This is a genomic window from Serratia sp. BFP-2025, from assembly GCF_050880365.1.
Lineage (GTDB): Bacteria > Pseudomonadota > Gammaproteobacteria > Enterobacterales > Enterobacteriaceae > Serratia > Serratia surfactantfaciens.
The window spans coordinates 932,802-957,217 of record NZ_JBPAFV010000001.1 but is presented as its reverse complement, the minus strand read 5'-3'; the positions used below and the strand labels follow the sequence as shown (position 1 = coordinate 957,217).

Below are 24,416 nucleotides of genomic sequence, written 5' to 3'. Positions count from 1 at the left end.
CCGCCCATTCAGGAATCGCTTTATGATCAAATCCGCCATCATTCACCCGCCGCTGCTCGCCGCACTGGCGCAATGCGGGCATAAAACCCAGGTGTTGATCGCCGACGGCAACTACGCCTGCATGACGCATGCGCCGAAAGACGCCACCGTGGTCTATCTGAACCTGGCGCCCGGCACGCTCGCCGCCCCGCCGATCCTGGAAAAACTGCTGGCCTGCATCAACGTGGAAAGTGCGGCGCTGATGGCCTGCCCGCCGGACTTCACCAACACCATCGAAACCGAATACCGGCAGCTGCTGCCGGCACATTGCCCGGTCGAACACCTGCCGCGCGAGGCGTTTTACGCCGCGGTCAAATCGGATCGAACGCTGCTGGTGATCGCCTCCGGCGAACAGCGCCGTTTCGCCAATCTACTGCTGACGGTGGCGCCGGTGGTGTGAAAGAGGTAGAAGGTGTGAGGGGTAAAATGAGGGGGCCAGCCCCCTCATGCCGTTACAGGTCAGCGACCCACTTCTCCAGCTCCCCCGCACGTTCCGCATCGATATAGCTGGTGGCCCAGCCAAACAGGTAAGCGAAGGCGAAAATGCCCACCGTCGACGACACCAGCGTCGGCGCGAAAAACGCGGCGATAGCGGAAAGCGTATACCCTGCGCCGATCGACAACCCGAGCGCTTCGAGCTGGTTGCGGAACGCTTTCCAGTTGCCGGTTGAGAAACCTTCAATCGCGGCGTTTACCAGATCCGCGCCTTTGATCGCCCAATCCACCCCGGTGAAGACCTTGCCCAATACCCGCGCATTGCGGGCATACTGTTCCGCATCGATCATTTTCAGCCAGGTGACAATCGCCGCTTTGTCCTGCGCCTTAAGCTTTTTGTTCAGGCCCTTCGTCAATTGCTCGTAGGTTTTCTCCGCATCTTGCACGTTGCGGATATATTTTCCTTGTATTCCCGCCTCCAAATCCTTGGCGAGTTTGGCGTATTTCGCGCCGATCTTTTCCGCGATATCTTTATTGATACCTGCGGCCAGGCTGACGCCATCCTTGATGGCTTTTAATTCCGCATTTTGATATTCGACGAATTCCTTAACGATCGTTTTTACCGAGCCGGGCGATTTTACTGGTTTGCCGTTGGCATATTTCACCTCCATGGCATTCAGGTTATCCCCTCTCACCACGGCGATAAACGCGGGCCGGTTCTTATTGGCCTTATAGTAGAGGTTGTAGGTCGCCACTCCGTCTTGCTTTTCCACCTTCAAATGATGAAAACCGTAGTAACTCCCGGTCGTGCGGGTCGTCGAGAATTCGCCGGTTTTGCCGTTGCCATGCCAGCCGCTGACGGGCCGATCGCGATGCGAGTCTGTCACGAAACTGCCTAACGAAGAGGCGCCGATCTGCCCGGCATTCAGGCCATTGTTGCCGCCTTTGCTAGGAGTTGAGGGCTTGCGCGCATGGCCGGTTTCGATATCCCCGATCGCCACTGTCACCCCCTTGGCGTTGACCCCCATCACCAGCCCCCCCAGGCCAATGTGCTTCGCCTGCTCGGCCGTCAAACCGGTGGCGGAAAGGCTCAGCGTGCCGGATGGGCTGACGCTTTCAATATGCAATTTCGCATCCGGGTTAATTCTGCGCGCCGCCTTAATCACCGCCTCCAGCTTCATGCGCAGCGCCGGATCGTTTTGGATCGCCGCTATCTGTTGCTGTTCCGGGCTGTTGCCAACGCCGGCGCCGCCGCGATCGCGATCGCCGGAATGGCCTTTATCGCCGCCCCCCGGCTCAGGGCCCGTACCGCGTTCAGAACTCCAGTTAGTCCCATCTCCTTTACCGCCATAATTAAATCCAGGCATATGCTTTCATCCTTATTTCGTTTTATTTTTAAGATGCCGATATTCTCGTTTAACGCGGATTGACACGCGCATTATCCCTATCGGCAAACCGTTTTTAGCTGCCCGTCATTTATAAAAAACTGCAGAAATAAGGACAACGGATGGCGGCTGTCTGGTCGGTGAAACAAATAGGATCGCGTCTGCAGAACCTGAATATATCGCCGCGGGACACACCTGGATGGCTGCGACCTGTTCAGAAGTCATTGGCACACGCCATGAATTGCAATTACAATCATCGCACTTGCAACTTAAAGAGAATGCTCCGCATGTCGCCTCAACGTATAACACTGCCCGCCGCCTCGGCCAGAACCCAAACCCTGGCCGAAGCCTGTATCCGCAAGATGACCTCCGCCAGCCAAAAAGCCGGCGCTTCGCGCCCTTCTGCCAGCGCCTGGACGGCGCAAACTCTGGGCGAACTCAACGCCAGCGGCGACATCTGGCTTATCGACGGCAGAAGGCGCGCCGAGCCGCCGATTTCCCGCTACGCCACCGCCTGGCCGCTCTGGTTTGGCCATCAATCAGAGCGTTATGAGAAGCCGCTGTTTTACTTCGTCAACACGCCCTCGGTGGACATGCTCCGCGGGCTTGAGCCGGAAACCAATCGCAAGGGGATTTTCATCAGCGATGCAGATACCGGCAGTGCCGATTTGCCGAAAGGCGTTCAGGCCTGGTTCCCGCTTCAGCTCACGGCCATGCCGGGCTGGTTGCCTTTCGATCCGGCCAATGCCAGAGAAACCGGCGCGATACTCCATCACGCCCTGCGCGCGCTCTATCTGGAAGGAACGAGGAAAATGGTGTATCTCGCGACCAACGCAGACAATGGCCCCCTCTCTTCAGGGGAGCCGTTTGTCGCAGAACAGGCGTTCAAGGGAATGTATCGCGTCGCCACCGCGGCAGACTCACCGTTGCAGGTTCGTCTGTGCGGCGCCGGCCGTGCGCTCGCCCGCGTTCAGCAGGCGGCCGAGGTATTGAAAAACTGGGGGATTGCGTCTGAAATCTGGAGCTGCCCCAGCTACACGCGGTTGGCGCAGGACGCCGAACTCGCCGACATGCAGCGCCAGGACAGCGGCGGCAAATGCCATCTGAAAACGTGCCTAGGTGCCGGGAATGCCCCCGTCGTCGCCGTCACCGACTACTCGCACCTGATTGCCAATCAGCTCAAGCGATTCATTCCCGCACGCTTTGCCGCGGTGGGCTCAGATTCACGGGTGCGCGGCGAAATCCACTACCCGCAGGCGGAATGGATTGCGCTCTGCGCCCTCAAACTGCTGGCCGACGAGCAGAAAATCCCTTCGGCGCTGATCGCCGATGCGCTGCGCGTTCTGCACATCACACCCGATGCCTGATCACTCTCTGGCCAGCTGCATCGCGTTGTCCAACGCGTCGGAGAAGCGTGCGATCTCTTCTTCGCTGAACTGGTTGAGAAAATGGGTGTTGACCACCGTGCGGTAGATCTCCCACATCTTTTTCCGCAGGGCCTTGCCTTCCTCGGTGATAGTCGCGAAGGAGGCCCGGCGATCGTCATCCGATCGAAAACGCGTGACCAGCCGCTCTTTTTCCAGGCGATCCATCAGGCGGGTCAGGTTGTAACGCTCAATCACCAACACGTCCGCCAGCTCATGCATGCGGCGTGTGCCGTTTTCCCCGCTTTCCAATCCCCATAACACGTCATACCAGGCGTAAACCGGCAGCCCCGCCTCCGACAACTTCGCCTCTATCTTTCTGATCATCGCCCGATGCGCGCGCACAAAGGAGAACCACAGGTCGGGTTGTTTATCTGTCATGTCATTTTTCTCGTCAAAAGCGGTGAGTTGCAATTGCAATTGTAAAGGGATAGAGTGGCTTTCGCCATTATTGCATTTGCAACTCTTGCACTTGCAATTCAATAAATCCCTGTATCGCTCAGCGCCTTATCAGGTAAGTACATTTGGAGCTTTTATGAACCAACCCGTGGTTAAAGCAGATCTTGACCCGCAAGAGACGGCTGAATGGCTTGAGGCATTTGAAGGCGTCACCGATATCGACGGCCGTGAGCGCGCGCATTTTTTACTGGAGAAAATGGCCGAAGCCGATCAGCGAAAACACGGCGATTTCTTCAGCATGGTCACCACGCCCTACGTGAACACCATTCCGGCTTATAAGCAGCCGACGTATCCCGGCGATCTGGCCGCTGAAGCGCGCATCAATGCGTTTATTCGCTGGAACGCCATGGCGATGGTGCTGCGCGCCGGCAAACATTCCAACGTTGGCGGGCATATCGCCACCTACCAGTCGGCCGCAGTGCTTTACGATGTGGGATTCACGCACTTCTTCCGTGGGCGCACCGATGATTTCGCCGGCGACATGGTGTATATCCAGGGCCACTCCGCCCCCGGTATTTATGGCCGCGCCTATCTCGAAGGCCGCATCGACGAGGAGCTGCTCGACAACTTTCGTCGCGAATCCGCGCGCCGTGGCCTCTCCTCCTACCCGCACCCGCGGCTGATGCCGGATTTCTGGCAATATCCCACCGTTTCGATGGGGCTGGGGCCGCTGACCGCCGCCTACCAGGCGCGCTACATGCGTTATCTGGAATACCGCGAGCTGAAACCTCACCAGGGAAGAAAGGTGTGGGCGTTCCTCGGCGACGGCGAGATGGATCAACCGGAATCGCTGGCGGCGATTGCGCTGGGCGGACGAGAAAAACTCGATAACCTGATCTTCGTCGTGAACTGTAACCTGCAGCGGCTGGATGGCCCCGTGCGCGGCAACGGCAAGATCATTCAGGAACTGGAGGGCACCTTCAAAGCCGCCGGCTGGCAGGTAATCAAGGTGATCTGGGGCAGCGGCTGGGACAAACTGCTGCAAAAAGACCGCTCCGGACTGCTGATGCAGCGGATGATGGAGTGCGTCGACGGCGATTACCAGACCTTCAAATCGCAAAGCGGCGCCTATGTGCGGGAGCATTTCTTCGGCAAGTACCCGGAATTGCTCGAGCTGGTCGCCGACCTGAGCGACGATGAGATCTGGGCGCTGCACCGTGGCGGCCACGATCCGCAAAAGGTGTACGCCGCCTACCATCAGGCGGTGCATACCACGGGCAGACCGACGGTGGTGCTGGCCAAAACCGTCAAAGGGTTTGGCATGGGGGAAGCCGGTGAAGGGCAGAACATCAACCACCAGCTGAAAAAAATGAGCCAGGATGCGGTGAAAGCCTTCCGCGACCGTTTAGGGCTGACAATCTCCGACGCCCAACTGGCAGAGATCCCTTACCTGAAGCCTGAACCCGACAGCGCGGCGGCGAAGTACATCACCGCGACGCGCACTGCGCTGGGCGGCTACATCCCTGCCCGCTTCGGCCAATCCGCTCCGCTGGCGATACCGGAACTATCGCGCTTCGACGGCCTGCTGAAGGGCAGCGGCGAACGCAACATGTCGACCACCATGGCTTTCGTCAATATCCTCGGCACGCTGCTCAAAGACGCCAACATCGGCAAACTGATTGTGCCCATCGTGCCGGACGAATCGCGCACGTTCGGCATGGAAGGCCTGTTCCGCCAGATTGGCATCCATTCCTGGCTCGGCCAGCTGTATACCCCGCAAGACGCCGGGCAGCTCAGCTACTACAAAGAGGCCAAAGACGGCCAGATTTTGCAGGAAGGCATCAACGAATCCGGCGCGATATCGACCTGGATCGCCGCCGGCACCGCCTACAGCAACCACGATGTCGCGACAATCCCGTTCTATATCTTTTACTCCATGTTCGGGCTGCAGCGGGTGGGCGATCTCGCCTGGGCAGCGGCAGACGCGCGCACCAAGGGCTTCCTGCTCGGCGCCACCTCCGGCAGAACCACCCTGATGGGCGAAGGCTTGCAGCATGACGACGGCCACAGCCACGTGCTGTCTTCCGTCATTCCCAGCTGCGTCTCCTACGATCCGACCTATGCCTATGAACTCGCAGTGATCGTTCAGAGCGGCATGCGCAGGATGTTCGTTGAACAAGAGGATATTTACTACTACATCACCTTGCTCAACGAAGGATACCCGCAGCCGCCGATGCCGGCGGGCGTGGAGGACGGGATTATCCAGGGCGCCTATTTGCTCAAACAGAACGAAACGGCAAACCAAGAGAGCCCGCGCGCTCAGCTGGTCGCCAGCGGCGCCATCATGCGCGAGGCGCTGGCGGCGGCGGCGCTGTTGGCCGAGGACTTTGGCGTCGCCAGCGATATCTGGAGTGCCACCAGCCTGAGCGAACTGCGCCGTAACGGCATGGCGGCCGAACGCTGGAACCTGCTGCACCCGGAAGACCCGCCGAAAGTCCCTTATATACAGAGTCTGCTGGCGGCGCATCCTGGCCCGGTGGTGGTGGCGACGGACTATATGAAGATCGTCGGCGATCAGATCAAACCGTTCTTGCCGGACCGCGCCTTTATCACCTTGGGCACCGATGGCTTTGGCCGCTCGGACACCCGCGAGGCGCTACGTGAGTTCTTCGAGGTCAACCGCCATTTCATCGCGCTCGCCGCGTTGAAACTGCTGGCTGACGAAGGCCGTATCGCCCGCAGCGAGGTCAACCGCGCCATGGTGCTGTATGGCATCGCCCCCGATAAGCCGGATCCGGCAGCGGTGAAGTAACGCATAGCCTACCCACGCCGCCGGCTGTCACCCGCGGCGTTTTTCCGCCTTCGGCTCGGCATCACGCGGCGCCCGCTCCCCCAGCCGCACCACCGGGATATCCGCCAGCCGGGTGGTGTAGGCCGGCGACAGCATTTCGCGCTTCATTTGCCACGGCTTGACGATCCCCTGCCCGGCGAACCACACACGCCCGCGCCCCTCCTGATTCAGACGATCGATGGTCGCCATCAGCTGACTGCCGTTGCGGCGCGGCGGACAGTCGTCGAACAGGTCGATCTGCGCCATGGCGGCGGCGCTGAAATCCCCCAGCACCACGCCGCCCTTCAGGTAGCGTCGCCCTTCCTGCCAGATGCTCTCCAGCGCGCGCACCGCCATGGCGATAATGTCGCGGCTGTCGTTGCTCGGCGTTTGCAGCCGGGCGGTGCCCATATTGCTGTAATACCCTTCGCCCGCCGAATGCGGGCTGGTTTTGATAAACACCGACACATTGCGACAGTAGCGCTTTTCCTGCCGCAGCTTCTCGGCGGCGCGTTCGGCGTAGCTGCAGATCGCCTCGCGCATGTGCGGGTAATGCGTCAGGCGCTGGCCGAACGAACGGGAACAGATGATCTGCTCTTTGGCCGCCGCTTCATCCTCCCATTGCAGGCATGACTCGCCGCGCAGCTCTCGTATCGTGCGCTCCAGCACCACGCTGAAGGTTTTACGCGCCAGCCGGGTATCGCAGTCCGCCAGCTGCAGCGCGGTGTGAATGCCCATCGCCTGCAGCTGACGGGTCAGGCGGCGGCCCACGCCCCACACCTCCTCCACCGGGATTAACGCCAGCAGCTTGCGCTGGCGCGCCGGATCGGACAAGTCCACCACGCCGCCGGTCCCCCGCCATTTCTTGGAGGCAAAGTTAGCCAACTTGGCCAGCGTTTTACTCGGTGCAATGCCGACCCCGACCGTCAAATGCAGCTCGCGCCGGATGCGATCGCGCACCCGATGACCGAACGGTTCCAGCGCCTCGCAGTGCACCACGCCGTCCAGCCGCAGAAAGGCTTCGTCCAGCGAATAAATCTCCACCGCCGGCGCCATCTCCTCCAGCGTGTCCATCACCCGGCGGGACATATCGGCGTACAGCGCGTAGTTGGAGGAGAACACCGCGACGTTGCGGCGACGCATCTCCTCTTTGATCTTGAAATAAGGCGCGCCCATCGGCACGCCCAGCGCCTTCGCCTCGGCGTTGCGGGCGATCACACAGCCGTCGTTGTTGGACAGTACGATCACCGGCCGCCCTTGCAGGTCGGGTCGGAAGATGGTTTCGCAGGAAGCGTAGAAGCTGTTGACGTCTACCAGGGCGAACATGGCTACAGTGCCGCGTAGACGATAAAGGTCACCACGCCGAAGATCTCCAGCTGCGCTTCGTCGTCAAACACGATAGGCGCGTAGGCGGGATTCATCGGCAACAGCCGCACGTCGGGCCGGCGCTGCAGTTTTTTGACGGTGAATTCGCCGTCCACCGCGGCGATCACGATATTGCCGTGCTCTGGCGTCAGGGCGCTGTCGACGATCAGCAGATCGCCATCCCGAATATTGCCGTCGATCATCGATTCGCCGCTGGCGCGCACGAAATAGGTGGCGTTAGGATGGCGCACCAGCAGCTTGCCGATATCCAGCCGGCTCTCGACATAGTCCTGCGCCGGTGAAGGGAAGCCGCAGGCCACACGATCGGCAAACAGCGGTAACGTCAGGGGCTCACCTGGTGAAAAAGCATACAACCTTGAAGTGCTCAGCATATTCATAACCAAACTGTATATTTATACAGTAAAGCATAAACAAAACGCGAACGCGTGCAACCCCTAATTCCCCGGCGGATCGCACTTTGCCGTGTAATATAATAATTTTCTGAGTGATTTTTCCTGCAACTTTTGGCGTTCTTCACGTGTGTTTGCACACATGATACCCACCAAAACTGTGGATAATGCAGCACTCAGACCGTTGGCGTATCGATGGGCAGGATGAGTGAGGGATTGTCATTGCGAACGGCGCCGACGGCGGGCGATACCGGTTGCCAGACGAAATCCTCTGCCTGCAGGCTGTACACGTCAGCCTGCATTTGACCAGAGGGCGGGACTAAGCGGGTGTCGAGCCAGTCGCGCGCGGCCGTCGGTCTCTGCTGCGTACAGCGCCGCAAAGAACAGCGGCAGGCCTTGCCTCAGCAAGAGCCCACGGGAGGAACGGCGGACGGCCTTACAAAATGACGCCAATAAAATTGCGACTGGCAATGGCATCAATGGGACGGCCAGAGACGAAAGTCAGTACGTTATGCCAGGAGCTTGGGATAACCCGACAAACGCTGTACCGCCACATTTCCCCTGATGGTCCACTGCGAGCTGACGGTATAAAGCTGCTCAACCGGGGATAATTTCAGCGGACGGAAAAATCTGGGGTTCCGGCGTAGAACCCCGAATAAGGAATAATCCTTAATTCATTTCAGGATTATTAATTCCATCTAAAACCTCTTGGCAATATTCTTTTTTATAGGCTTCATCATTACTTAATGACTTAACCAAAAAATCAGCATTTTTCCAACCATTATCCCAATGTGTATCGAATCCTGACTGTTCATACTTTAATGTTCTAGTTAATGAGTCTTTTATTTGTTTTTTATATTTATCAATTTTCTCATTGGTTGCCCCACAAACATCATGTGCAACACGAGCATTTGAGCCAGAAAAACCTATTGCTGAAATTGCCATCGCTTCATTTGATTTGTCGAAATCATTCGCATATGCCACAGCATTAGATAAAGCGAATATGACAAGAGCAGGTATGGTTTTTTTGTATGAAATCATCTTTCACCTCTAACTCATTGATTGTTCATGGGGTCAGTTTGGATATAGAAAATTATTGTACATTAAGGCTGCTTTTTAATCAGTCTCAACTTCTTTATAGAAGGCCTGAATGCGACAAACTTGGGAAGTACTGTAGCCTGTCGCGTCTGCTGTTTCTCGGATGCTCAGTTTCTTAATCTGTCGGTAGTGCCTGATCCATCCTGCTCGCTCCATCTCACCGCTGGCGCGCACGAAATAAGTGGCATTAGGATGGCGCACCAGCAGCTTGCCGATATCCAGCCGGCTCTCGACATAGTCCTGCGCCGGTGAAGGAAAACCGCAGGCCACACGATCGGCAAACAGCGGTAACGTCAGGGGCTCACCTGGTGAAAAAGCATACAACCTTGAAGTGCTCAGCATATTCATAACCAAACTGTATATTTATACAGTAAAGCATAAACAAAACGCGAACGCGTGAAACCCCCTATCCCCCGTCAGAACACAGTTTGACGCGTAATATAATAATTTTCTGAGCGATTTTTTTTTACGCCTGCTAACGGTTTCACTCTGCCTTGCACACACGTTATCCACTAAAACTGTGGATAACATGCTGAGCTGCAGTGGCGTCTTCAGAACATGCGCCGTCGCCTCACCGCTCCGCCGCGGCCAGGCAAAAACGATGCACCGCTTCAACCATCTGATCGAGGCCCGGCTGCTCGAGGGGATAATGCCCGGCGTTCTCGAGCATCACGGTGGTCACCGGCACCCGCCGAATGCGCCGCAGAAACAGTTCACTCAGGTGCAACGGCGTCCAGCGATCCTGCGCCGGTTGCGTCAACAGAACCGGGCAAACGTCGAACGCTTCCGGTTCAATGGCGGGTGCATACTCCGCGTACGAGGCCAAAAACCGCATCGTCACCCAGGCTCCCGCCGAGGTGTTGTCCGCCAGGCACGCCTTGAGCGCCGCCTTGTCATTGACCAGCGCATGCATCTTGCTCGCCAGCGCCATCGGCATCGCCATACCCGCCAGCGGCGTGGCGGCCGTCAGCCGCGCCAACGGAATGCCCAGGCGGCTCATCAACAGATTCAATGCCGTCTCGTCGCGCACCTGCTGTTCACGCTGATCGAGAAACGTCATGCCGACAATGCCTTTCACCTGCCGGTTCAACGCCGCCACGTGGTAAGTCTCCATCCCGCCGGCGCTCAGGCCGTACAGCACAATCGGCCGCGCATCCTTCGCCCGTTCCGCGTCGATCAGATCGCTGCCGATCTGCACCCAGTCGTCGTAACGCACGCGCCGCCGTTGGCCGCCCATCTGCGTCATTCCGTACCCCGGCATGTCGACGGCGATCGTCTCTATCCCCCGGCGCGCCAGCGGCGCTCCCAGGATGGTCGACATCTGTCGGCCGTTGGTGCCGACCCCATGAAACAGGATCACTTTCACCGGCGCCTCCGGGCGGCGATAGCAGTCCAGATGAATACGGTGCTGCCGCCAGGGCCACCACACCTCGGTCGGTTCTTCCCCCGGCCGCAGCCGAAAATTTTCCGGCAGGAATCGTTGAATCTCCTGCCAGTGAGATTGATTGGCGTAATTCTCCATACGAAACCTCTGGTGTTATGGCGCTTGGTTGACGGGTTCAATTTCAGTATAATCCAACAAATGTCGGATTATTAAAATACAACTTATGTCGGAAAAAGCGATGCCGCAAGCAAAAAAAAATGTGCGCGTGCCGGTTCAGGAACGCGCGGCGGCGCGCATGGCCAAAGTGCTGAGCGCCGCCGAACAGATGCTCGCCACCCTCGGGCCGGAAAAAACCTCCATTCCCGCTCTGGCGGAAGCGGCCGATGTGCCGCGCGCCGCGATCTACCCGTTCTTCCCGGACAAATACGCGCTGTTTTCACACCTGGCTCAGAGCCATATGGCGCAACTGGCGCAGGCGCTGCGTGAAGCGGAGCTCGAGAGCGCCGGCACTCTGCACGACTGGGTGAATGCCGCCGTGGCGGCCACCGCCCGCTACTACAACGCGCATCCGGCGGCGAGCGTCCTGCTGCTGAGCGGCGCGTTCACTGAACCGGAGCAAGAGGCGCACGCCGCCAAGAACCTGACGATCGGCGAGATGTTCCGTGCCAAAGTGCGCGAGCTGCCCGAACTTGATGCGCTGCCGTCAGATCCCGACGTCGTCTTGATCGCCATAGAATTGGCGTTCGCCTGCATGAAATACGGCTATGCGCGGGAAGGCACCGTTTCGCCGGCCATTTGCCGCGAGGCGACGCGGGCGGTCACGAGCTATCTCGGGCAGTGGCGCGCCGCGCCGTAAGGCGGTGGCAAAGACGCCCCGTTTCGCCCTGTTCAAGCACGCCATCTATGATAAAATCGGCTATCACTCATCAGACTCTATCTGACGCCGGCGCTGTATCCGCCGGCGCCGCGAAACCATCATGAACAAGCATTTGATTCTCGACGAACCCGGCGATGCCGACTCGGCCTGCCTGTCGCGCCACGCAGTCTGGCAGCGCAACGATCTGGCTCAGGCGCAACAAGACTGGCTGGCGGAAGAAGTGCCGGTCGCCCTGGTGTACAACGGCATTTCCCACGTAGTGATGATGGCGACGCCGAAAGACCTGGCGGCCTTCGCCATCGGTTTTTCGCTGTCCGAAGGCATCATCGCCTCCCCCGACGATATCTACGACATTCGTCAACAACCGGCCTGCAACGGCATCGAAGTGCATGTGGAGCTCTCGAGCCGCCGCTTTATGCAGCTGAAAGAGAAGCGCCGCAGCCTGGCCGGCCGCACCGGCTGCGGCGTCTGCGGGGTGGAACAGCTGCAGGAGGTCGCTCAACCCATCGCGCCGCTGCCCTTCACGCAACGCTTCGATTTGGCCCTGCTCGACCGGGCGTTGGCGCAGCTGCAAGGGGTGCAAACGGTAGGGAAACTGACCGGCTGCACCCATGCGGCGGCCTGGATCCAACCGGACGGCGCGCTCAGCGGCGGATGCGAAGACGTCGGCCGCCACGTGGCGCTCGACAAGCTGCTGGGCTACCGCAGCCAACAGGCGTGGTGGCAAGGCGCAGCGCTGGTCTCGAGCCGCGCCAGCTATGAAATGGTGCAAAAATCCGCCATGTGCGGCGTCGAGATCCTGTTCGCCGTTTCCGCTGCCACCCGCCTGGCGGTGGAGGTGGCCGAACGCAGCAACCTGACGCTGGTGGGGTTCAGCAAGCCGGGACGCGCCACCGTCTATACGCATCCGCAGCGGCTCTGGCAATCGACGACGGCGGCATAACGCCGCCGGATAAGAATCGACTATTCTCAATAGCAGGACACCAGGAAGCGCCAACGTCATGATAATTCGCCCGAACCAGAACTGGTTTTTTCGCCTGTTCGCCTGGCACGGTTCCGTGCTGTCAAAGATCACCTTTCGCCTGTCGCTGAACGTGCTGATGTCGATAGTGGCGGTGATCAGCTACCAATGGTACGAGCAGCTCGGCGTGCATTTAACCATCGCACCGTTCAGCCTGCTGGGTATCGCCATCGCCATCTTTCTCGGCTTTCGCAATAACGCCGGCTATAGCCGCTTTGTCGAAGCGCGCAACCTGTGGGGTTCGCTGCTGATTACCGAGCGCTCCCTGCTGCGTCAGATCAAAAGCCTGCTGCCGGATGAACCGGCGGTGCAGCAAAAGGTCGCCAAGCTGCTGATCGCTTTCAGCTGGAGCCTGAAACATCAGCTGCGCGCCACCGACCCGACCGCCGATCTGTACCACAATCTCAGCAGCAAGGAGCTGGCCGAAGTGATCGCCAGCCCGATGCCGACCAACCGCATTCTGCTGATGCTGGGTCAGGAGATCGGCAAACTGCGCCATCAGGGCCTGCTGAGCGACATCACCTTCGAGCTGCTCGACAACAAGCTGAGCGAGCTGTCCCACGCCCTCGGCGGCTGTGAACGGCTCGCGAGCACCCCGGTGCCGTTCGCCTATACGCTAATCCTGCAGCGCACCGTTTACCTGTTCTGCAGCCTGCTGCCTTTCGCCCTGGTAACCGACCTGCATTACATGACACCATTTGTTTCGGTGTTCATTTCCTATACCTTCTTATCCTGGGACTCACTGGCCGAAGAGCTGGAAGATCCGTTCGGCGTGTCGGCCAACCATCTGCCGTTAAACGCCATCTGTAATACCATCGAGCGCAACCTGCTGGAAATGAACGACCAAAGCCCGCTGCCGCCGCCGATGAAACCCGACGAGCACTTTAATTTGATCTGATCTCTTTCACCCGAACACACTGGAGCCGAATGCAATGAATGCAAATAACACTTCGCCGCAAGCCGTATTCACGCCGGTAACGCGCCATGCCATCTTCATCGTCGCCACCCTGTCGCCGGTTCCCGCCCAGCTGGCGGCGGTGCGCGCCTGGTGCGGCGATATCGCCGCCGTAGTGCGTTCGGTCGGCAAACGCGCGCCGGCGGGCAATCTCACCTGCGTCTGCGGCTTCGGCTCCGAAGCCTGGGATACGCTGTTCGGCGCGCCGCGCCCTCGCCAGCTGCACCCGTTCAGCCCGATCGGCAGCGGGGAGCGCGTCGCGGTCGCCACGCCCGGCGACATCCTGCTGCATATCCGCGCCGATGAAATGGATCTGTGTTTCGAACTGGCCTCTCAGCTGATCGGCAAGCTCGGCGACGCCGTAACGGTAATCGAGGAGGTGCACGGCTTCCGTTACTTCGATCAGCGCGCCATGATCGGCTTCGTCGACGGCACGGAAAACCCGGAGGGGCACGAGGCCTTCGACTACACGGTGATCGGCGACGAAGACGCGGCGTTCAGCGGCGGCAGCTATGTACTGGTGCAAAAATACCTGCATGACATGCAGGGCTGGAACTCGCTCAGCGTGGAGACGCAGGAGAAGATCATCGGCCGCCACAAACAATCCAACATCGAGCTGGATGAAGCGGTCAAACCGTCGTCGTCGCACAGTTCTCTGACCACCATCACTGACGAGCAAGGCAACGAGGTGAAGATCCTGCGCGACAACATGCCGTTCGGCCGCCCCGGCCTGCGCGAATTCGGCACCTACTTTATCGGCTACGCGCGCTCTCCGCAGCCGATCGAGCAGATGCTGGAAAACATGTTCATCGGCCGCCCGGCCGGCAACTACGATCGGCTGCTCGATTTCAGCCACGCGGTGACCGGCACTCTGTTCTTCGTGCCTTCCGCCCCGCTGTTGGAAACGCTGGCCGACCGCAGCGGCGCCGAACTGCACTAATCCGCTTGCCCTACAGCAGCAGCGCCAGCTCCATCGCCGTGCGCTGCAGCTGCGGCAGCACTCGTTCGCGCAGCTCCGCCGCCGAGATCTGCGACGCATTGACGCCAACGTTCATCGCCGCAACAACCCCGCCTTTACGTGAATGCATCGGCACCGCAATGGAACGCAGGCCGATCTCCAGCTGTTGATCGTTGATGGCATACCCCTGCCTGCGTACCCTGGCCAACTGTTCCTGCAGCTGCTCCGCACTGGTGACGGTAAACTCGGTCAGCGGTTCGAAAGTGACCCGCGACAGATAATCCTCCAGTTCTCCCTCGTCCAGCGCGCTGAGCAACACCAGCCCCATCGACGTCGCATAAGCCGGCAGACGGCTGCCGCGCCCCAGATCGATAGTCATGATGCGTTTAACCGAGGCGCGGGCGATATACAAAATGTTATCGCCGTCCAGCGTCGCCACCGAGCAGGATTCATTAAGCAATTTGCTGAGATAGTCCAGCGAGTTTTGCGCCGCCTTCGCCAGCTCGGAGGAGGAAAGATAAGCGTGGCCAATAGTCAACACGCGCGGCAGCAAGCGATAGTGGCGCCCATCGGGACAATGCACGAATCCCAGCGCTCTTAGGGTATACAAACAACGGCGCACCGCCGCGCGCGGAATGCCGGTTTGTTGACTGATCTCGGACACCGACATCTGCGAATATTGCGGCTTGAAGGCCTGCAACACCTCCAGCCCTCTGGCCAGCGAGGCCATAAAATTAGGGTCGCCCTTGTACTGGTCGTTGCTTAAATCACCGATCTCCTGCAGGCGACGCAGTTCTTCAGTGCCAAATTCAGGAACTTCACTCATTCAGGCCTCCCATTAGTATCTGCACTCAATTTACACGCTCAATACGGCAGTAAAGCCCTGCGTATCGCATCCGATGCCGATTTAGCTGCCTGCATCACAAAATGCAGACCTAAACCCTCAATGTATCGATAATCGCACAATGTTCTGATATTCGCACTTGATGATGTTTTTTTCATCCTCTAGGTTAATTTCAAACCCGCTATTTGTTGGCGCAACGTCCTAACCGAGCCTTGAGGAGAACTGATGATCGATAAAAGCATGGCGTCCGCAGACGCCGCCGTCGCAGATATTCCGGATGGCGCCACCCTTATGGTTGGGGGATTCGGCCCGGCCGGGCAACCCTACGCACTGTTGGATGCTCTGATCCGTCACCGGCCACGCGCGCTTACGCTGATCAGCAACAATGCCGGCAACGGCGATTTTGGTCTGGCGGCTCTGCTGAAGGCCGGCTGTGTGCGCAAAGTAGTGTGTTCTTTTCCGCGGCAGGCTGATTCTTGGGTGTTTGACGACCTCTACCGCCGTGGCGAGTTGGAGCTGGAGCTGGTTCCGCAAGGCAATCTGGCGGCGCGCATCCAGGCCGCCGGCGCCGGGCTCGGCGGTTTCTATACCCCAACCGGCTATGGCACCCAATTGGCGGAAGGGAAGGAAACCCGCGAGATCGACGGCCGCCGATATGTTTTCGAACTGCCGCTGAAGGCCGACTTCGCGCTGATCAAGGCAGAACAAGCCGACCGTTGGGGCAACCTCCGCTATGACAAAACCGGACGCAACTTCGGGCCGATTATGGCGATGGCCGCCAACTGCACCATCGTCGAAGTCAACCATATGGTGCCGTTGGGCGAACTGGATCCGGAGAACATCATCACGCCCGGCATCTTCGTACAACGCCTGGTGCCCTCTTCTCCCCGTGCAGCACGGCTTTCGGCTTAAGGAGCGCATCATGAGCAAACTGACCCATCAACAGCTGGCTGAGCGCATCGCGCGCGATATTCCCGAAGGCGCCTACGTCAATCTGGGCATCGGCATACCTACTCAGATCGCCAACTACCTGCCCGCCGATAAAGAGATCTTCCTGCACAGCGAAAACGGCATTCTCGGCATGGGCCCGGCGCCGACGCCGGGCGAAGAGGACCCGGAATTGATCAATGCCGGCAAACAACCGGTTACGCTGCTGAAAGGCGGCTGCTTTTTCCACCACGGCGACTCTTTCGCCATGATGCGCGGCGGCCATCTGGATATTTGCGTGCTGGGCGCCTATCAGGTCTCCGAACGCGGCGATTTGGCGAACTGGAGCACTGGCGCACCGGGGGCGATTCCGGCGGTCGGCGGCGCGATGGATCTGGCGATCGGCGCACGCCAGGTATTTGTGATGACCGAACACCTGACCAAAACGGGTGAATGCAAAATCGTCCGCCAATGCAGCTATCCGTTGACCGGCGTCGGCTGCATCGACCGCATTTACAGCGATCTGGCGGTGATGGATGTCACCCCCCAGGGACTGGTGGTGCGCGAAATATTTGCCGGCCTGACTCCGCAACAGCTGCAGGACGTCACCCCGGTCGCACTGACTTTCACCCTTCAACACGGGGAACCGCGCCATGAATCCAGCTTATCTGTGTGACGCCGTCCGCACGCCCTTCGGTCGCCTCAACGGCAGCCTGGCCGGCATACGCGCCGACGATTTGGCCGCTCTGCCGCTGAAAGCCCTGCAGGCACGTCATCCGATGCTCGACTGGAGCCAGGTGGATGACGTGCTGCTCGGCTGCGCCAATCAGGCGGGGGAAGACAACCGCAACGTCGCGCGCATGGCGCTTCTGCTCGCCGGTCTGCCGGTGCAGGTGCCCGGCTGCACCATCAATCGCCTGTGCGGCTCCAGCCTGGATGCGGTGGCGGCTGCGGCGCGCGCCATCAAAACCGGCGAGAGCGGGCTGATGATCGCCGGCGGCGTGGAAAGCATGTCGCGGGCGCCGTATGTGATGGGCAAGGCGGAAAGCGCCTTCAGCCGCGCGATGAAGATTGAAGATACCACCATGGGCTGGCGTTTTATCAACCCGCAAATGCAGGCGCTGTATGGCGTGGACACGATGCCACAGACCGCCGAAAACGTGGCGTCGCAATTCGACATCAGCCGTCGCGATCAGGACGCCTTCGCCCTGCGCAGCCAGCAACGCACCGCCACCGCGCAGGAAAGCGGCTTTTACAGCGACCAACTGATCGAGGTGCTTATCCCGCAGAAGAAGGGCGAGCCGTTGACCTTCAGCCAGGACGAACATCCGCGCGCCACCACCTTAGCCGCACTGGAAAAACTCAGGCCGGTGGTCGCCCCGCAGGGCAGCATCACGGCCGGCAACGCATCCGGCCTGAACGACGGTGCCTGTGCGCTGCTGCTGGCCGGGGAGCGCAGCATGGCGCGCCATGGCCTGCAGCCCATGGCGCGCATCGTGGCCAGCGCTGTCACCGGCATCGAACCGGCGATCATGGGATTTGCCCCGGCGGCGGCGGTGCGCAAAGTGTTGCATATTGCCGGCCTGACCCTCGAACAGATGGACGTGATCGAACTGAACGAAGCCTTCGCCGCGCAAGCGCTGGCGGTGACCCGCGAGCTGGGACTGCGCGACGATGCGCCGCAGGTGAACCCGAACGGCGGCGCGATTGCGCTCGGCCATCCTTTGGGCGCCTCCGGTGGCAGGCTGGTGATGAACGCCGCCTGGCAATTGAGGAAAACGCGCGGGCGCTACGGGCTGTGCACCATGTGCATCGGCGTCGGTCAGGGCATTGCGCTGATTATCGAACGGGTATGAGGTCAATCATGGATATTGAATATCGTCTCGACGGCCCGGCCGACGCACCGCTGCTGGTGCTGTCCAACTCGCTGGGCACCACTTTCGAGATGTGGCAACCGCAGTTGGCGGCGCTGACCGAACGCTTTCGCCTATTGCGTTACAACCAGCGCGGCCACGGAGCCACCCCGTTGGCGAAAGCGCCACTGCAACTGCAGCAGTTGGCTGAAGACGTCATCACCCTGCTCGACCATTTGGATGCGCCGAACGCCCATTTTTGCGGCATTTCGATGGGAGGATTGACCGGGCTCTGGCTCAGTCGTTATCACCCCGAGCGCATCGGCCGGCTGGTGGTCGCCAATACCGCCGCCCGCATCGGCGACGCCGAAGGCTGGCGACAACGCGCGCAGCAGGTACGGGAACACGGGTTGGCGCCGATCGCCGCCGCCTCCCCCGCGCGCTGGTTCTGCGTGGCATTCGCGCAACGCCACCCCGAGCAGGTGGCGGCGCTGGTGGCGGCGCTGGCAGCCGGTAATCCACAGGGATACGCCGCCTGCTGCGAGGCGCTGGCGCGGGCCGACCTGCGCGCCGAGGTCGCCTCGATGACGCGGCCGATGCGGGTGATTGCCGGTGAGCAAGATCCGGTCACGACGGTGGCGGACGCCGAGTTTTTAGTCGCCAATGCGCCACTCGCCGACCTGCGGCGGTTGCCGGCATCGCATATTTCCAACATCGCCTGTCCGGATCTCTTCAACCGCTGCGTTGTCGAGTTTCTTACTGAAAAGGAATGAAACATGGAACTTCGCATTGAACGCATCGACAGCTGGCTGGTGGATATCCCCACTATTCGGCCACACAAATTGTCGATGGCCACTATGGGCTGCCAAACGCTGACGCTGGTGCGCATGACCTGCGCCGACGGCCTGATCGGCTGGGGGGAAGCCACCACTATCGGCGGGCTGAGCTACGGCCCGCAAAGCCCGGAGGGGATCAAGTCGGCGATCGACGGCTACCTCGCGCCGCTGCTGAGCGGCAAAAGCTTCAGCGGTCTGGCGCCGCTGGTTGCGTTGATGAATGGCCAGGTCCAGGGCAATACCTTTGCCAAGTCGGCACTGGAAACCGCCTTTCTCGATGCCCAGGGCAAACGCCTCGGCCTACCGGTCAGCACCCTGCTCGGCGGCGCGCTCAGCAACACTCTGCCGGTGCTGTGGACGCTGGCCAGCGGCGATACGCAGCAAGACATCATCGAAGGGCAACGCCTGTTGGCGGAAGACCGTCATCGCGCCTTCAAGTTGAAGATCGGCGCCCGGCCGCTGGAGGAAGATCTGCACCACACCCTGGCGATCAAGCAAGCGCTGGGACCGGAGATCAGCATTCGCGTCGATGTTAACCAGGCCTGGGATGCCGCCACCGCCGTACGCGGAATGGCGGCGCTGCAGCAGATCGGCATCGATCTGGTCGAACAGCCGGTGCCGCAATGGGATCGCACGGCGTTAATCCGCCTCAGTCAGCGCTTCACTCTGCCGATCCTGGCCGACGAGGCGGTGGCCGACGCTCACGACGGTTATGCATTGGCTGCGGGCGGCTTTACCGGCGCCTACGCGCTGAAGATAGCCAAGGCCGGCGGCCCGGCGCAGGCGCTGAAACTGGCGCAGGTCGCACAGGCCGCCGGAGTCGGCGTCTATGGCGGCACCATGCTGGAAGGCACGCTGGGCACCGTCGCCTCGCTGCACGCCTGGTCGACGCTGAAGCTGGATTGGGGCAGCGAGATGTTCGGCCCGCTGTTGCTGAAAGACGACGTGGTCACCACGCCGCTGCGTTTCGCCAACGGTCACGTCAGTCTACCGTCAGGCCCTGGCCTGGGGCTCGATATCGATGAAGACAAACTGCGCTTTTACCGCCGCAAATAACCACGAGGTACTACGCCATGCTGTTCAAAGTTGAAATGGTCGTGAAATTACCGCTCGATATGCCTAAAGCGCTCGCCGACGAAATAAAAGCGCGCGAAAAAGCGTATTCGCAAACCCTGCAGGCGAGCGGAAAATGGCGACATCTTTGGCGCGTAGCCGGTAGCTACGCCAACGTCAGCATTTTCGATGTGGAAAGCAATGCCGAGCTGCACGAGCTGTTATTCGCCCTGCCGCTTTACCCTTATATGAAAATTTGCGTAACGGCGTTATGCCGACACCCGTCATCGATCCGCGACGATGACAAATAAAACACCGGGATAATAACCCGCAAGGTTAGCTGTTAATTCCTGTTCTCTGTATAACCTACATTATAAGCAATGAGGAATTCACAATGTCTATTTCCTTCAATCAACGTCAAGACATTATCAAACTGCTGGAAATCAGCAGCGGTTTTACTAATGACAATGGTGATCCGCGTTTCAAAAAAATCATGCATCATCTGCTGGGCGATATTTGTCAGCTCATCGATCGCTATGATATTTCCCCTGAGGAATTCTGGCAGGCGATCAACTATCTGCACGTCTTGGGCGAACACCAAGAGGCGGCGCTCCTGGCCGCCGGCTTGGGGCTGGAACACTACCTCGATCTGCGCGACGACGAGCGCGAACGTCAACAAGGGCTGAGCGGCGGTACGCCACGCACCATCGAGGGGCCGCTGTATGTGGCCAATGCGCCACTGAGCGCCGGCTTCGCGCGGATGGACGACGGCGACGACGACGGCGAGGTGATGTGGCTGCACGGCCAGGTCAAAGGCGCCGACGGCAAGCCGCTGGCGGGGGCGGTGGTCGATATTTGGCACGCCAACACGTTGGGCAACTACTCTTTCTTCGATAAATCGCAGAGCGGCTTCAACCTGCGCCGGCGGATAACCACCGACGCCGATGGCCGCTACGCGGCGCGCAGCATCGTGCCGTCGGGCTACGGCTGCCCGCCCGATGGGCCCACTCAGGCTTTGCTTAATCGACTGGGGCGCCACGGCAACCGCCCTGCACATATTCATTTCTTCGTCTCCGCACCGGCGCATAAACACCTGACGACGCAAATCAACCTCAATGGCGACCGCTATCTGTGGGATGACTTTGCTTTCGCTACCCGCGATGAGCTGATCGCCACCCCGGTGAAAATCACCGATTCGGCGCTGGCGGCAAAACGCGATCTGCCCGGCCCGCATACCGAAGTGCAGTTTGATTTCACGCTTTATGCCGCTGCGGACCGCATCGAACAAAACAGAATAAACCGTCCCCGCGCGCTGCAAGATTAATCTTTTTCGCACGAGAGAATAGCGACGCCAATAACGGGCAATCGGCTATTGATTGCCCGTCAATCCCTTTTATATGAGGCCATGAATATGCACTCATTATTGAACCCGACAATATCCAAGCTGAAAGAAAAAATAAATCATGCTTTAATCATTGATAAAGAAAATGGCATATATCAGTGCAACCGCGGTATTTTTACCGATGAGGCGCTGTTTGAATTGGAAATGAAAGCCATTTTCGAAGGCAATTGGATTTATCTGGCGCATGAAAGCCAAATCGCCGACTCAGGCGATTATTACACGCTCACCGTTGGGCGTCAGCCGGTGATGATCACGCGCGACAAAGACATGCAGCTGCATGCCATGATCAATAGCTGCTCGCATCGGGGCGCAATGTTGGCCAGCCGCAAGGCCGGCAATAAAAGTACCTTCACCTGCCCCTTCCACGGCTGGACCTTCAATAACGCCGGCAACCTGCTGAAAGCCAAGGACGAGAAAACCGGCGCCTATCCCCCCTGTTTCAAGCGGGACGGCTCACACGATTTGAAACAGCTGCCGCGTTTTGAATCTTATCGCGGATTTCTGTTCGGCAGCCTGAGCGATGAGGTGCAACCGCTGGAGGACTATCTGGGTGAAACGCGACAGATCCTCGATCTCATCGTCGATCAGGCTGAGAGCGGGCTGGAAGTTCTGCGTGGCTCATCCTCCTACACCTTCGACGGCAACTGGAAGCTGCAGATGGAGAATGGTGCGGACGGTTACCACGTCAGCGTGGTGCACTGGAACTATGTCTCCACCATGGCGCATCGGGATGCCGCCAGCGGCACCCAAACCATGGACGCCAACTGCTGGTCGTCAAAAAACGACGGTGGCGCCTACGGCTTCAAGAATGGTCATCTGCTGTTGTGGACCCGGGTGCTGAACCCGGAGTCCCGCCCCATTTATCGGCACTTCACCCGTTTGAACGACGCCTTCGGCGCACACCGTGCCGACCTGATGGTGAACCAAACCCGCAACCTGTGCCTTTACCCCAATCTGTACATCATGGACCAGCTTTCCAGCCAGTTGCGCGTAGTGCGCCCGATTGCCGTCAATAAAACCGAAGTGACCGTATTCTGCTTTGCGCCGAAGGGCGAAAACGCCGACGAGCGAGCCTTGCGCATTCGCCAGTATGAGGATTTCTTCAACGTCAGCGGCATGGGTACGCCGGACGATCTGGAGGAATTCCGCGCCTGCCAGCTCGGGTTCAACGCCGGCAACATGCCCTGGAGCGATCTGAGCCGCGGCGCTACCCGCTGGCTGGAGGGCCAGGCTGACGACAATGCCAAAGCGCTGGGGATCGTACCTGACATGACCGGTCCGCGCCCGGAAGATGAGGCCCTGTATCTCAGCCAGCATCATCATTGGCAAAACATTCTGCTGCTCCAGCTGGAGCGCCAGCAACGACACGACGAGGTGGCGCAATGAGCACATTTAACCTGCAACAGCGGGTGGAACAGTTCCTGTACCGCGAAGCACGCCTGCTGGATGACCGGCAGTGGGATGACTGGCTGGCCTGTTACCATCCGCAGGTCGAATATTGGATGCCGGCCTGGGCTGACGACGATCGCCAGACGACGGACCCTCACAGCGAGATTTCGCTGATTTATTACGCCAATCGCGAAGGCCTGGAAGACCGCGTTTACCGCATAAAAACCGAACGCTCAGCCGCCAGCAGCATGCCGGAGCCGCGCACGGTGCATCTTATCAGCAACGTGGAGCTGTTATCGTCCGGTGCGGAACAGGCCGAGGTGAACTACCACTGGGCCACCTTCTATCACCGCTACAACCACACGGACACCTATTTCGGCTCAACCCGACTGTGGATAGATCTTAGCGGGGAGGCGCTACAAATTAAGCGCAAGAAAATTCGTCTGGATAATGACTATATCAATCATGTAATTGATATTTATCATCTTTAATGCAGGAGGTGAGGTATGTCTTTTACCGTTGCCCTTAATTTTGAAGACGGCGTCAGCCGCTTTATTCAATGCAACCCGAATGAAAAAGTACTCGACGCCGCCTACCGACAAAAGATCAATCTGCCGATGGACTGCTCGGACGGCGTATGCGGCACCTGTAAATGCCACTGTGAACAGGGAGAATACCAGTTGGGCGATGACTATCTGGACGAAGCGCTGTCAGAGCAGGAAGCCGCACAGCGGCGGGTGTTGACCTGTCAGATGGTGCCGCTCTCGGACTGCGTCATCGAGGTGCCGATGCCTTCGACGATGTGTAAAACCGCCAGCGAAATGTTTACCGCCACCGTCACCTCCGCCACCGCCCTGTCGGACAGCGCCATCGAGTTCTGCCTGACGCTGGATGATGAACGCGGCATCGCGTTCCTGCCGGGGCAATATGTGAATATCGACGTTCCCGGCAGTGCGGCCAGCCGCGCCTATTCGTTCAGTTCGCCGCCCGGCAGCCGGCAGCTCTCTTTTCTGCTGCGCAACGTGCCCGGCGGCATGATGAGCCGTTATCTGACCGAACGGGCGAGCCCCGGCGACGCGATCCGTCTGCGCGGCCCGCAGGGCAGTTTCTATCTGCGTGCGCCGGTGCGGCCGATGTTATTTTTGGCCGGCGGCACCGGGCTGGCGCCGTTCCTTTCCATGCTGGAATATCTGGCGCTCGGCGGCAGCGAACAGCCGGTGCATCTGATCTACGGCGTCACCCATGACCACGATCTGGTCAAGCTGGAACAGCTGGAGGCGTATCGCCAGCGTCTGGCGAATTTCAGCTATCTGACCTGCGTGGCCAGTGAAACGTCGTTTTCGACGCATAAAGGGTATGTCACCCAGCATCTCGACGAAAGCCTGCTTAATAACGGTGAGCTGGATGTGTATCTGTGCGGGCCGCCGCCGATGGTGGAAGCGGTGCTTGGCGATTTTCAGCGACGCGCCTTTATCCCGCATAGCTTCCATTATGAGAAGTTCGCCCCCAGCCAGGCCGATGGGAGGAGTTGA

At 59.4% G+C, this 24,416-nt stretch carries 25 protein-coding genes and 2 pseudogenes; 18 read left to right on the top strand and 9 right to left on the bottom strand.

What is annotated here, in order from left to right:
- Positions 1–22 precede the first annotated feature (22 nt).
- The gene (locus ACRAWE_RS04405; protein WP_211129616.1) at positions 23–439 is read left to right on the top strand and encodes an RbsD/FucU family protein; all 417 of its coding nucleotides are present in this window, start codon (positions 23–25) and stop codon (positions 437–439) included.
- A gap of 52 nt (positions 440–491) precedes the next feature.
- On the opposite strand, the gene ACRAWE_RS04400 is transcribed toward ACRAWE_RS04405, so the two are convergent.
- Positions 492–1,655, bottom strand: coding sequence for a colicin-like pore-forming protein (locus tag ACRAWE_RS04400; protein ID WP_244889092.1), 1,164 nt, complete (start codon positions 1,653–1,655; stop codon positions 492–494).
- A gap of 18 nt (positions 1,656–1,673) precedes the next feature.
- Between ACRAWE_RS04400 and ACRAWE_RS04395 the strand changes: the two genes are divergently transcribed.
- Entirely contained in the window at positions 1,674–1,904 is a 231-nt protein-coding gene (locus ACRAWE_RS04395; protein WP_282958464.1) for a hypothetical protein, read from the top strand.
- A gap of 242 nt (positions 1,905–2,146) precedes the next feature.
- Positions 2,147–3,226 (top strand): transketolase-like TK C-terminal-containing protein, encoded by a 1,080-nt coding sequence (locus ACRAWE_RS04390; RefSeq protein WP_432524973.1) that lies wholly within the window; start codon positions 2,147–2,149, stop codon positions 3,224–3,226.
- Here the strand turns inward: ACRAWE_RS04390 and ACRAWE_RS04385 are convergent, their stop codons facing one another.
- Positions 3,227–3,664, bottom strand: a complete 438-nt coding sequence (locus tag ACRAWE_RS04385) for a MarR family winged helix-turn-helix transcriptional regulator (RefSeq protein WP_015378305.1) — start codon at positions 3,662–3,664, stop codon at positions 3,227–3,229.
- A gap of 154 nt (positions 3,665–3,818) precedes the next feature.
- Here ACRAWE_RS04385 and aceE point away from each other — a divergent pair, with 154 nt between their 5' ends.
- The gene (gene aceE, locus ACRAWE_RS04380; RefSeq protein WP_432524971.1) at positions 3,819–6,494 is read left to right on the top strand and encodes a pyruvate dehydrogenase (acetyl-transferring), homodimeric type; all 2,676 of its coding nucleotides are present in this window, start codon (positions 3,819–3,821) and stop codon (positions 6,492–6,494) included.
- Positions 6,495–6,521: 27 nt separating this feature from the next.
- Here the strand turns inward: aceE and umuC are convergent, their stop codons facing one another.
- From umuC to ACRAWE_RS04350, 6 genes and pseudogenes are all read right to left on the bottom strand, one after another.
- Positions 6,522–7,838 (bottom strand): translesion error-prone DNA polymerase V subunit UmuC, encoded by a 1,317-nt coding sequence (gene umuC / locus ACRAWE_RS04375; RefSeq protein WP_432524969.1) that lies wholly within the window; start codon positions 7,836–7,838, stop codon positions 6,522–6,524.
- A gap of 2 nt (positions 7,839–7,840) precedes the next feature.
- Complete coding sequence (gene umuD, locus ACRAWE_RS04370) at positions 7,841–8,275, bottom strand: translesion error-prone DNA polymerase V autoproteolytic subunit (RefSeq protein WP_050578390.1); 435 nt, start codon at positions 8,273–8,275, stop codon at positions 7,841–7,843.
- A 188-nt stretch (positions 8,276–8,463) separates the two neighbouring features.
- Positions 8,464–8,643, bottom strand: a pseudogene (locus ACRAWE_RS04365) (SOS response-associated peptidase family protein); the annotation flags it as partial.
- Positions 8,644–8,956: 313 nt separating this feature from the next.
- On the bottom strand, positions 8,957–9,328 hold the full coding sequence (locus tag ACRAWE_RS04360; RefSeq protein WP_126181107.1) for a hypothetical protein: 372 nt from the start codon (positions 9,326–9,328) through the stop codon (positions 8,957–8,959).
- A gap of 213 nt (positions 9,329–9,541) precedes the next feature.
- A pseudogene (locus ACRAWE_RS04355) lies at positions 9,542–9,733 on the bottom strand (DNA polymerase V); the annotation flags it as partial.
- A 223-nt stretch (positions 9,734–9,956) separates the two neighbouring features.
- Positions 9,957–10,907: an alpha/beta hydrolase gene (locus tag ACRAWE_RS04350; RefSeq protein ID WP_019453527.1), complete on the bottom strand. Its 951-nt coding sequence runs from the start codon at positions 10,905–10,907 to the stop codon at positions 9,957–9,959.
- 100 nt (positions 10,908–11,007) lie between these two features.
- Here ACRAWE_RS04350 and ACRAWE_RS04345 point away from each other — a divergent pair, with 100 nt between their 5' ends.
- The 4 genes from ACRAWE_RS04345 to ACRAWE_RS04330 all read left to right on the top strand — a co-directional run bounded on the left by ACRAWE_RS04345 (position 11,008) and on the right by ACRAWE_RS04330 (position 14,562).
- A complete protein-coding gene (locus ACRAWE_RS04345) occupies positions 11,008–11,625 on the top strand; it encodes a TetR/AcrR family transcriptional regulator (protein ID WP_432524966.1) in 618 nt (205 codons plus the stop codon).
- A gap of 121 nt (positions 11,626–11,746) precedes the next feature.
- Positions 11,747–12,589, top strand: a complete 843-nt coding sequence (gene fdhD, locus ACRAWE_RS04340; RefSeq protein ID WP_432524964.1) for a formate dehydrogenase accessory sulfurtransferase FdhD — start codon at positions 11,747–11,749, stop codon at positions 12,587–12,589.
- A 58-nt stretch (positions 12,590–12,647) separates the two neighbouring features.
- A complete protein-coding gene (locus ACRAWE_RS04335; RefSeq protein WP_015378312.1) occupies positions 12,648–13,565 on the top strand; it encodes a bestrophin family protein in 918 nt (305 codons plus the stop codon).
- Positions 13,566–13,599: 34 nt separating this feature from the next.
- Positions 13,600–14,562 carry a Dyp-type peroxidase gene (locus ACRAWE_RS04330; protein ID WP_019453524.1) on the top strand — a complete coding sequence of 321 codons (963 nt, stop codon included), beginning with the start codon at positions 13,600–13,602 and terminating at the stop codon, positions 14,560–14,562.
- A gap of 10 nt (positions 14,563–14,572) precedes the next feature.
- Here ACRAWE_RS04330 and ACRAWE_RS04325 read toward each other — a convergent pair whose 3' ends face one another.
- Positions 14,573–15,406 (bottom strand): IclR family transcriptional regulator domain-containing protein, encoded by an 834-nt coding sequence (locus tag ACRAWE_RS04325; RefSeq protein ID WP_015378314.1) that lies wholly within the window; start codon positions 15,404–15,406, stop codon positions 14,573–14,575.
- 243 nt (positions 15,407–15,649) lie between these two features.
- Here ACRAWE_RS04325 and ACRAWE_RS04320 point away from each other — a divergent pair, with 243 nt between their 5' ends.
- From ACRAWE_RS04320 to benC, 10 genes are all read left to right on the top strand, one after another.
- Entirely contained in the window at positions 15,650–16,336 is a 687-nt protein-coding gene (locus ACRAWE_RS04320; RefSeq protein WP_015378315.1) for a 3-oxoacid CoA-transferase subunit A, read from the top strand.
- Between the two features lie 10 nt (positions 16,337–16,346).
- A complete protein-coding gene (locus ACRAWE_RS04315) occupies positions 16,347–17,027 on the top strand; it encodes a 3-oxoacid CoA-transferase subunit B (protein WP_063918576.1) in 681 nt (226 codons plus the stop codon).
- Positions 17,005–18,207, top strand: coding sequence for a 3-oxoadipyl-CoA thiolase (gene pcaF / locus ACRAWE_RS04310; protein ID WP_063918577.1), 1,203 nt, complete (start codon positions 17,005–17,007; stop codon positions 18,205–18,207). Before ACRAWE_RS04315 ends, pcaF begins: the two co-directional genes overlap by 23 nt.
- 8 nt (positions 18,208–18,215) lie before the next feature.
- Entirely contained in the window at positions 18,216–18,977 is a 762-nt protein-coding gene (gene pcaD, locus ACRAWE_RS04305) for a 3-oxoadipate enol-lactonase (protein ID WP_063918578.1), read from the top strand.
- 3 nt (positions 18,978–18,980) lie between these two features.
- Entirely contained in the window at positions 18,981–20,096 is a 1,116-nt protein-coding gene (locus ACRAWE_RS04300) for a muconate cycloisomerase family protein (RefSeq protein ID WP_154746426.1), read from the top strand.
- A 17-nt stretch (positions 20,097–20,113) separates the two neighbouring features.
- Positions 20,114–20,404: a muconolactone Delta-isomerase gene (gene catC, locus ACRAWE_RS04295; RefSeq protein ID WP_432524959.1), complete on the top strand. Its 291-nt coding sequence runs from the start codon at positions 20,114–20,116 to the stop codon at positions 20,402–20,404.
- A gap of 83 nt (positions 20,405–20,487) precedes the next feature.
- Positions 20,488–21,417 carry a catechol 1,2-dioxygenase gene (gene catA / locus ACRAWE_RS04290; protein ID WP_063918581.1) on the top strand — a complete coding sequence of 310 codons (930 nt, stop codon included), beginning with the start codon at positions 20,488–20,490 and terminating at the stop codon, positions 21,415–21,417.
- Positions 21,418–21,504: 87 nt separating this feature from the next.
- Entirely contained in the window at positions 21,505–22,881 is a 1,377-nt protein-coding gene (locus ACRAWE_RS04285; RefSeq protein WP_211129625.1) for a Rieske 2Fe-2S domain-containing protein, read from the top strand.
- Positions 22,878–23,375 (top strand): benzoate 1,2-dioxygenase small subunit, encoded by a 498-nt coding sequence (gene benB / locus ACRAWE_RS04280; protein WP_063918582.1) that lies wholly within the window; start codon positions 22,878–22,880, stop codon positions 23,373–23,375. The genes ACRAWE_RS04285 and benB overlap by 4 nt, the downstream gene beginning before the upstream one ends.
- Positions 23,376–23,390: 15 nt before the next feature.
- Complete coding sequence (benC, locus tag ACRAWE_RS04275; protein WP_063918583.1) at positions 23,391–24,416, top strand: benzoate 1,2-dioxygenase electron transfer component BenC; 1,026 nt, start codon at positions 23,391–23,393, stop codon at positions 24,414–24,416.